Source organism: Streptococcus sp. GMD1S, from assembly GCF_000296875.1.
Lineage (GTDB): Bacteria > Bacillota > Bacilli > Lactobacillales > Streptococcaceae > Streptococcus.
The window spans coordinates 26,380-34,364 of sequence record NZ_AJQY01000012.1 but is presented as its reverse complement, the minus strand read 5'-3'; the positions used below and the strand labels follow the sequence as shown (position 1 = coordinate 34,364).

General features: G+C 43.1%; 11 protein-coding genes. 1 reads left to right on the top strand and 10 read right to left on the bottom strand.

Annotated elements, in window-relative coordinates; all coding sequences use genetic code 11:
• The 8 genes from GMD1S_RS03110 to GMD1S_RS03070 form a co-directional block, all read right to left on the bottom strand.
• Nucleotides 1-419 (bottom strand): 2-phospho-L-lactate transferase CofD family protein (locus GMD1S_RS03110; RefSeq protein ID WP_001231051.1); only part of this gene is annotated, 419 nt, incomplete at its 3' end.
• Nucleotides 416-1,306, bottom strand: coding sequence for an RNase adapter RapZ (gene rapZ / locus GMD1S_RS03105; protein ID WP_000163046.1), 891 nt, complete (start codon nucleotides 1,304-1,306; stop codon nucleotides 416-418). The genes rapZ and GMD1S_RS03110, both read right to left, overlap by 4 nt.
• 51 nt (nucleotides 1,307-1,357) lie before the next feature.
• Nucleotides 1,358-1,738 (bottom strand): RidA family protein, encoded by a 381-nt coding sequence (locus tag GMD1S_RS03100; RefSeq protein ID WP_001140420.1) that lies wholly within the window; start codon nucleotides 1,736-1,738, stop codon nucleotides 1,358-1,360.
• A 9-nt stretch (nucleotides 1,739-1,747) separates the two neighbouring features.
• Complete coding sequence (yihA, locus tag GMD1S_RS03095) at nucleotides 1,748-2,335, bottom strand: ribosome biogenesis GTP-binding protein YihA/YsxC (protein ID WP_000405203.1); 588 nt, start codon at nucleotides 2,333-2,335, stop codon at nucleotides 1,748-1,750.
• A gap of 8 nt (nucleotides 2,336-2,343) precedes the next feature.
• The gene (clpX, locus tag GMD1S_RS03090) at nucleotides 2,344-3,576 is read right to left on the bottom strand and encodes an ATP-dependent Clp protease ATP-binding subunit ClpX (protein ID WP_002879862.1); all 1,233 of its coding nucleotides are present in this window, start codon (nucleotides 3,574-3,576) and stop codon (nucleotides 2,344-2,346) included.
• A gap of 201 nt (nucleotides 3,577-3,777) precedes the next feature.
• Complete coding sequence (locus tag GMD1S_RS03080) at nucleotides 3,778-4,284, bottom strand: dihydrofolate reductase (protein ID WP_000162306.1); 507 nt, start codon at nucleotides 4,282-4,284, stop codon at nucleotides 3,778-3,780.
• Between the two features lie 118 nt (nucleotides 4,285-4,402).
• The gene (gene cmk, locus GMD1S_RS03075) at nucleotides 4,403-5,077 is read right to left on the bottom strand and encodes a (d)CMP kinase (protein WP_000849414.1); all 675 of its coding nucleotides are present in this window, start codon (nucleotides 5,075-5,077) and stop codon (nucleotides 4,403-4,405) included.
• Between the two features lie 9 nt (nucleotides 5,078-5,086).
• Nucleotides 5,087-5,593: an SAG1386/EF1546 family surface-associated protein gene (locus tag GMD1S_RS03070; RefSeq protein WP_000410186.1), complete on the bottom strand. Its 507-nt coding sequence runs from the start codon at nucleotides 5,591-5,593 to the stop codon at nucleotides 5,087-5,089.
• A 45-nt stretch (nucleotides 5,594-5,638) separates the two neighbouring features.
• On the opposite strand from GMD1S_RS03070, the gene GMD1S_RS11620 reads away from it, so the two are divergent.
• The gene (locus GMD1S_RS11620) at nucleotides 5,639-5,842 is read left to right on the top strand and encodes a ferredoxin (RefSeq protein WP_002874767.1); all 204 of its coding nucleotides are present in this window, start codon (nucleotides 5,639-5,641) and stop codon (nucleotides 5,840-5,842) included.
• Nucleotides 5,843-5,917: 75 nt separating this feature from the next.
• Here GMD1S_RS11620 and GMD1S_RS03065 read toward each other — a convergent pair whose 3' ends face one another.
• Nucleotides 5,918-6,901, bottom strand: a complete 984-nt coding sequence (locus GMD1S_RS03065; protein WP_000364636.1) for a glycosyltransferase family 2 protein — start codon at nucleotides 6,899-6,901, stop codon at nucleotides 5,918-5,920.
• Nucleotides 6,885-7,904 (bottom strand): UDP-glucose 4-epimerase GalE, encoded by a 1,020-nt coding sequence (galE, locus tag GMD1S_RS03060; RefSeq protein ID WP_001156533.1) that lies wholly within the window; start codon nucleotides 7,902-7,904, stop codon nucleotides 6,885-6,887. Before galE ends, GMD1S_RS03065 begins: the two co-directional genes overlap by 17 nt.
• Between the last annotated feature and the right edge of the window lie 81 nt (nucleotides 7,905-7,985).

Genomic DNA, 7,985 nt, shown 5'->3' with positions numbered 1-7,985 from the left:
TCTTTAAAGACTGCATGCAGTGTCAAAGGCTGATCGCTTGAGGGGTAGATTTTTCCTGTTGTGTGGAAAAAGAGACTTAGCAGCTGCATGGCATTGTAAGTGGACCCTTGCATTTCAGAAAGTCCTGCTATAATGATATTTCCTAGAGGATGACCTGCAAAAGCACCAGCGTCTTCTGAAAAGCGGTACTGAAAAACCTTCTCATAAAATTTAGGCATATCCGACATGGCTACCAGGACATTGCGAAGATCTCCTGGTGGTGTCAGCTGTTGGATATTCTTTCTTAGTTCACCAGAAGAGCCACCATCATCAGCTACCGTTACGATGGCTGCGATATCAACATCCTTTTCTCGCAAGCTTTTCAAAATGACGGGGATACCAGTTCCTCCACCAATCACCGTTATCTTTGGTTTTCTCATGAACGATTTACCGTTTCCTTTCTTCTGTCTTTGTCACGATGGCTTTCATTGACAGGCCAGTTTTTAGCAAGGTCCTCAGCTATTCGTTTGGCAAAGGCAACACTACGGTGCTGTCCACCTGTACATCCTACTGCAATGGTTAAAACAGACTTGCCTTCTTTTTTGTAACTTGGCAAAATGGGTTCAATCAAGGCGAGTAAGTGCTGATAGAAACTTTCAGACTCTTCATGATTCATCACATAGTCATAAACTGCTTGATCCTCACCTGTCTGATTACGGAGTTCAGGGAGGTAGTATGGGTTTGGTAAGAAACGGACATCAAAGACCAAGTCTGCATCGATAGGAATACCATACTTGAATCCAAAAGACATGACTTCGATACGGAAAGACTGGGCTTGTTCTTGGTCCGAAAATTGCTCAGCAATGGTTTTACGAAGTTCACGCGGAGTAAGTTCTGTCGTATCCACCACATTTTGGCTCATGTTTTTCAAAGGTGCCAAGAGCTCGCGCTCCAGCTTGATGCCGTCCAAAATCCGACCATCCGCTGCTAGAGGGTGACTCCGTCTGGTTTCCTTGTAACGGGCCACCAATTCCTTATCTTTTGCATCCAAAAAGAGAATTTTGAAATCCAAATCATCTTGGTTTTCCAATTCATCCAAAACTGCCTGAATCTCTGAAAAGAAGGAACGGCTCCGCATGTCCACAACCAAGGCCAGTTTGTGGTCATCATCCTTGGTCTCTACCAACTGCAAAAACTTTGGCAAGAGGGCTGGTGGCATATTGTCAATAGTGAAATATCCCAAATCCTCGAAGGACTGAATGGCTACTGTTTTCCCTGCGCCACTCATCCCTGTCACAATCACCAGGTGAAGTTGTTTCTTTGTCATCTATCTCTCCTTATATCAAAAAAAGTTTGGCAGAGCCAAACTTCAACTAGCTTATCCAATCTCTGCGATCACTTCAATTTCGACTTTTACATCACGAGGAAGACGTGCAACCTCTACAGCTGAACGAGCTGGAAATTCCTCTTTAAAGGCAGTCTGGTAAACCTCGTTAAAAGGAACAAAGTCATTCATATCGCTCAAGAAGCAAGTTGTTTTAACAACATGGTCAAAGTCTGTTCCTGCTTCTGCCAAAATAGCGCCGATATTTTTCAAGACTTGTTCTGTCTGTTCTTGGATCGTTTCTCCTACAATTTCTCCAGTTTCAGGAGATAGGGGAACTTGACCGCTAGCAAACAAAAGATTGCCAACGATTTTCCCTTGAACATATGGTCCGATTGCTTTTGGAGCTTTGTCTGTATGAATTGTTTTTGCCATTTCTTTCCCTCACAATTTTTCTAATATTGCATCCCAAGCCTGATCCATCCCTGCCTTGCTGACAGATGAAAAGAGGATGAAGTCGTCACTTGGGTCAAAGTTTAATTTCTTTTTGATTGCTGATTCGTGCTTGTTCCACTTACCGCGAGGAATCTTGTCCGCCTTGGTCGCAACGATGATAACCGGAATCTCATAATACTTGAGAAATTCGTACATCTGCACATCATCTGCTGACGGGTCGTGGCGGAGATCCACCAAACTGACAACCGCACGGAGATTTTCCCGAGTCGTTAGGTACTCCTCAATCATGCGCCCCCATTTTTCACGTTCCTTTTTAGAAACGCGGGCATAGCCATAACCTGGTACATCCACAAAACGCATCTTGTCATCAATGTTGAAGAAGTTGAGTAACTGGGTCTTCCCAGGTTTTCCTGATGTACGAGCAAGATTTTTGCGGTTCAACATGGTGTTGATAAAGCTAGACTTGCCGACATTTGAACGCCCTGCAAGGGCAATCTCTGGCAGTTCATCCTGCGGATAGTGGGACTTGTTTGCCGCACTGAGCAGGATTTCAGCATTGTGTGTATTGATTTCCATAGTCACCTCTAGGCTGTTTCTAGAATGGGTTTTTCCGTTCCATCAACAGCTTCTTTTGTGATGCGGACCAATTTCACATTTTCCTGACTCGGTACTTCAAACATAACATCTAGCATGGTTTCTTCGATAATAGACCGAAGACCACGCGCACCAGTTTTGCGTTCGATAGCCTTATTGGCGATTTCTTGAAGGGCTTCATCTTCAAATTCCAACTCAACATCATCATAAGAAAGCAAGGTTTGGTATTGTTTCACCAAGGCATTTCTTGGCTCTTTCAAGATGCGAACCAAGTCATCGACCGTCAATTGCTCAAGAGCAGCAAAGACAGGCAAGCGTCCAATCAACTCAGGGATAATACCGAATTTTTGAATGTCTTCTGCGATGATTTCTTGCATGTAGGAGCTGTTTTCGTCAATCGCCTTGTTATTTTGGCCAAAACCGATGACTTTTTCTCCCAGACGTTGTTTAACGATTTCTTCGATGCCATCAAAAGCACCACCTACGATAAAGAGGATATTTTTAGTATCCACCTGAATCATCTCTTGTTGTGGATGTTTGCGTCCTCCTTGAGGCGGCACGCTAGCGACAGTTCCCTCGATAATCTTGAGAAGGGCTTGTTGCACACCTTCACCCGAAACGTCACGTGTGATAGACACATTCTCGCTCTTCTTGGCAATTTTGTCAATTTCATCTACGTAGATAATCCCACGTTCTGCACGTTCGATGTTAAAGTCAGCAGCCTGCAAAAGTTTGAGGAGGATATTTTCCACGTCCTCACCCACATACCCAGCCTCAGTCAGAGCCGTCGCATCTGCAATAGCGAAAGGCACGTTCAAGCTCTTAGCCAAAGTCTGAGCCAAGAAGGTTTTCCCAGAACCAGTTGGACCAATCATCAAGATGTTTGACTTCTGCAAATCCACATCTTCTGACTCTTCACGCGTATCATGGAAATTGATGCGTTTGTAGTGGTTGTAAACTGCCACTGCCAAGGCACGTTTAGCGCGATCCTGACCGATCACATAGTGATTCAAGATATTGAGGAGTTCGATTGGTTTTGGTACTTCAGACAAGTCTGCCAAAACTTCCTCAGCCAACTCCTCCCGAATGATTTCCTGGGCCAATTCCACACATTCATTACAGATAAAGGCGTTGTTCCCAGCGATTATTTTCTTTACTTCTTCTTGGCTCTTGCCACAAAATGAGCAATAAACCATCATATCATTTTTCCTATTTGTAGGCATGATTTCCTTCCATTCTAATTTATCATTCTATCTAAAATAAGGTCATATAAAAAGCGTGGACACTGTTTACCAGATTGGTAAAAGCATTCAACCAGAGTAAGGCAGACAGTCCATAGCGCTTCTTACGAAAAGCCTGTGCTCCAGTCAAAATACAGATCACACACAAAAAAGCTGTAAAAAATCCAAATATACTGCGCTCCATTAGACTTCCTTTCTATCTCGGTATTCGATGGTAAAATCATAGTCGTTTTTCTCATCTCGGGTGTAAGATTTGCTTGCTACTGTCTCAAAATGAGACAAGTCAAACTCCTCAGGGAAATAGGTATCTCCCTCCACCTGAGCATGAATCTGTGTCACGATGATTTCATCTAAATAAGGCTCAAAAGCCTGAAAAATCTGCTTTCCGCCAATGATATAGAGATTTTTTTCCTGACTCTGATACCACGCTAAAACAGACTCCACATCTTGAAATACGAGCGCCCCATCTATGACTTCTTCGCTATTGCGCGTTAAAATCAGGGTTTGCCGTTTTGGAAGCAGACGACGTCCCATGCCATCAAAGGTCACTCGTCCCATCAGTATAGCATGATTTAAAGTTGTTTCCTTAAAATGTTGCAACTCTGCTGGCAAATGCCAAGGGAGACGATCTTCCTTCCCAATCACACCTTTTTCGTCTTGGGCCCAAATGGCTATAATTTTCTTTGTCATGCTTCCGTCCTTTTTATTGATACTACTATTTTATCAAAATTCTCCCAAAAAGGCTGTTTTGAAACGCGTGCAAAAGAGAGAAAAGGAGCAGGCTTCATTTAGCCTGCTCCTCTCGTCCCTAGGACGTATATTTTTTTGCTTCTGATTCAATTTTTTCAACCACTTCTTGGATACTTAGTCCAGTTGTGTCAAGATAAACTGCATCCTCAGCCTGTTTGAGAGGAGAGGTTTCACGATGACTATCCTTGTAGTCACGCGCAGCAATCTCTTCTTTCAACGTTTCAAGGTCTGTCTCAATCCCTTTAGCAATATTTTCCTTGTAACGACGCTCTGCTCTTTCTTCAACAGAAGCCACTAGGAAAATCTTGAGTTCAGCTTGTGGTAAAACAACTGTCCCGATATCACGCCCATCCATGACGATACCACCTTGCTGAGCAATCTCTTGCTGGAGAGAAACCAGTTTTTCACGCACTTCAGGAATGGCAGCGATGCTTGAAACCTTGTTGGTCACTTCATTTTCACGAATCGGATGCGTAATATCAACATCTCCTACAAAAACAAGTTGCTCACCTGTTTCTGAACGACCAAAACTAATGGGGTGTTGGTTAAGAAGCTCAAGAAGTTGGTCTACATTTCCTGCATTCAACTGGTGTTTGAGCGCTATATAAGTCGCAGCACGGTACATAGCACCTGTATCGAGATAAGTATAACCAAAATCCTTAGCGACAATCTTTGCGACCGTACTCTTACCACTCGAAGCTGGACCATCGATAGCAATTTGAATTGTCTTCATGACCGACTCCTATCTTGTCTTAATCACATCACCTGGGTTGGCAAACCAAGATCCAGATGACATATGAGAAGGATTTAGGGCTTCTAGCTGGGCAATGGAAATCCCTGCACGTTGAGCAAGAGCTGCTTCTCCCTCTCCAGGCTGTACTGTAAGTGTTCCTTCACCCTCTGTATGTTCTTCCGAACTGCTCTCTGAAGGTGTTGATTCAGAAGAAGCTGTTTCCTCTACCTTGCTACTTGAAGATGATGATGCTTCCACTTTAGAACTTGCACTTGTAGAAGGAGACGATGCATCATAGAAGTCCTTCAAAGATGAAGTACGATTGCTTCCTCCGGTTGATAGGTAAATCAATACAACTACCATCGCTACAACAATTACAAAGAAGAGGCTAGCGAGAACCGTCAAGACACGATTCGCAACAACGCCTTTCCCTTTTTGTTTCCGGTGTCGACGCTCTGATCTTGTTTCTTCCTCATTGTTTTCGTAAATATCTTCTTGCCACGGTTCTTTTTCCATACCTTACTCCTTGTTTTTTTTACATTTTCTTATTACAATATAAATATGAAAGTCACACTTATACCCGAACGGTGCATCGCCTGCGGGCTTTGCCAAACCTATTCTGAACTCTTTGATTACCATGATAATGGAATCGTTCGATTTTACGATGATCCAGTTGAATTGCAAAGAGAAATCGCTGAGACCAGCGATGTTCTGGAGGCCATCAAAAATTGTCCTACAAGAGCACTTCTAAAAGATCCATCGTAGGAAGCAGGGAATGAATGTTATTGATTTTTTCTCATTTTTCCCACACTTACTAGTTTAGCATATTTCTAGGTAAAATTATAGTCTTTTTCGGTTATTTTTTCCTTCAATAATAGAAAGGTCACTTTTTTCTTTGACGAGATAGAGTGGTCTTTTTTTGGTTTCTAGATAAATCTTACTAATATACTTACCGAGAATACCAATCGTCAGAAGTTGAATCCCTCCAAGAAAGAGGATGACAGCCATCAAAGACGTCCAACCAGATGTCGGATTTCCCAAGATAAGAGTCCGAAACACTACAAAAAATGTCATCACAAACGAAAGAAAACAAGATAGGAGTCCCGCTACAAAGGCTATACTCAAGGGAAAATCTGAAAAGTTAAGAATCCCTTCAATCGAGTAGAAAAAGAGTTGTCTAAAACTCCAACTGGTCTTGCCAGCCTGTCGTTCAACGTTTGGATAATCAAGATAGTGCGTTTTAAAACCCACCCAGGCAAAGAGTCCTTTAGAAAAACGATTGGACTCGGTCAGGGTTAAAATAGCATCTACCACAGACCTTCTCATCATGCGAAAATCACGGACACCTGAGGGTAGAGCCACTGGGCTAATTTTTTGCATGAGGCGGTAAAAGAGGTCAGCACAGAAACTGCGGAAAAAGGGTTCCCCCTCCCGACTAGTTCTCCGTGTCCCAACACAGTCTAAGTCTGCATTCTGGTCTAGTAAGGCCTTCATTTCGAGCAACATACTTGGAGGGTCCTGGAGGTCTGCATCCATCACGACCACCAGGTCCCCAGTCGCATACTGCAAACCTGCGTATAAGGCTGCCTCTTTCCCAAAATTTCGAGAGAATGAGACATAACGGACCGCAGGATTTTGCTCCCGATAGGTCTTCAAAAGCTCTAAGGTCCCATCGTTTGAGCCATCGTCCACAAAGACATACTCGATCTCTGCTCCCAATTCTGGAAGCAGTACTTCAACAGACTGATAAAAAAGAGGAAGTACTTCCTCTTCGTTTAAACATGGGACAATGATTGAAATCATCATCTTAGTCTTCAAATCCATTTGGATGCTTGCTTTGCCAACGCCATGCGTCTTCACACATTTGGGTGATGCTAAGTTCTGCTTCCCAACCCAGTTCAGCTTTGGCTTTTGCAGGGTCTGAGTAGCAGGCAGCGATATCACCTGGGCGGCGTTCTACGATGCGGTAAGGAATAGGACGCCCCACTGCTTTTTCCATGTTTTGGATAATTTCAAGAACGGAGTAACCTTTACCAGTTCCAAGGTTATAAATGTTTAGACCTGAACCTTTTTGGAGTTTTTTCAAAGCTGCAACGTGACCTTTAGCTAGGTCTACGACATGGATATAGTCACGAACCCCAGTTCCATCTTCTGTATCGTAATCATCTCCAAAAACTTGTACTTGCTCTAGTTTGCCCACTGCTACTTGTGAAACATAAGGCAAGAGATTGTTTGGAATGCCGTTAGGATTTTCTCCCAAGTCACCGCTCTCATGTGCTCCGATTGGGTTGAAGTAACGCAGCAAGACCACATTCCATTCTGAGTCTGCCTTGTAGATATCGGTCAAAATCTCCTCTAACATGAGCTTAGTACGGCCGTACGGGTTGGTCACTGAAAGTGGGAAATCTTCTAAGATTGGTACTGTATGAGGGTCTCCGTAAACTGTCGCAGAAGAACTGAAGATGATGTTCTTACAGTTATTTTCTTCCATAGCTTTCAAAAGGCTAACAGTTCCTGCGATATTGTTGTCATAGTAGGCAAGAGGAATACGGGTTGATTCGCCAACAGCCTTCAAACCAGCAAAGTGAATCACACCAGTCGGTTCTTCCTGCTTGAAAATATCTCTGAGAGTATCAGTATCACGGATATCTGCCTCATAAAAAGGAATCTCAACTCCTGTGATTCTTTCAACAACTTCTAAACTTTTACGGTTGCTATTGACAAGATTATCCACCACAACGACTTGATGACCTGCTTGGATCAACTCAATAACAGTGTGGGTTCCGATAAATCCAGCACCACCAGTTACCAAAATCTTTTCTTGCATCTTTTTTCCTCGATTCTCGGATTATTTTTTCTTATTTTATCATTTTTGATAGGGAATGTCATTTGACATCCTAAACTACCT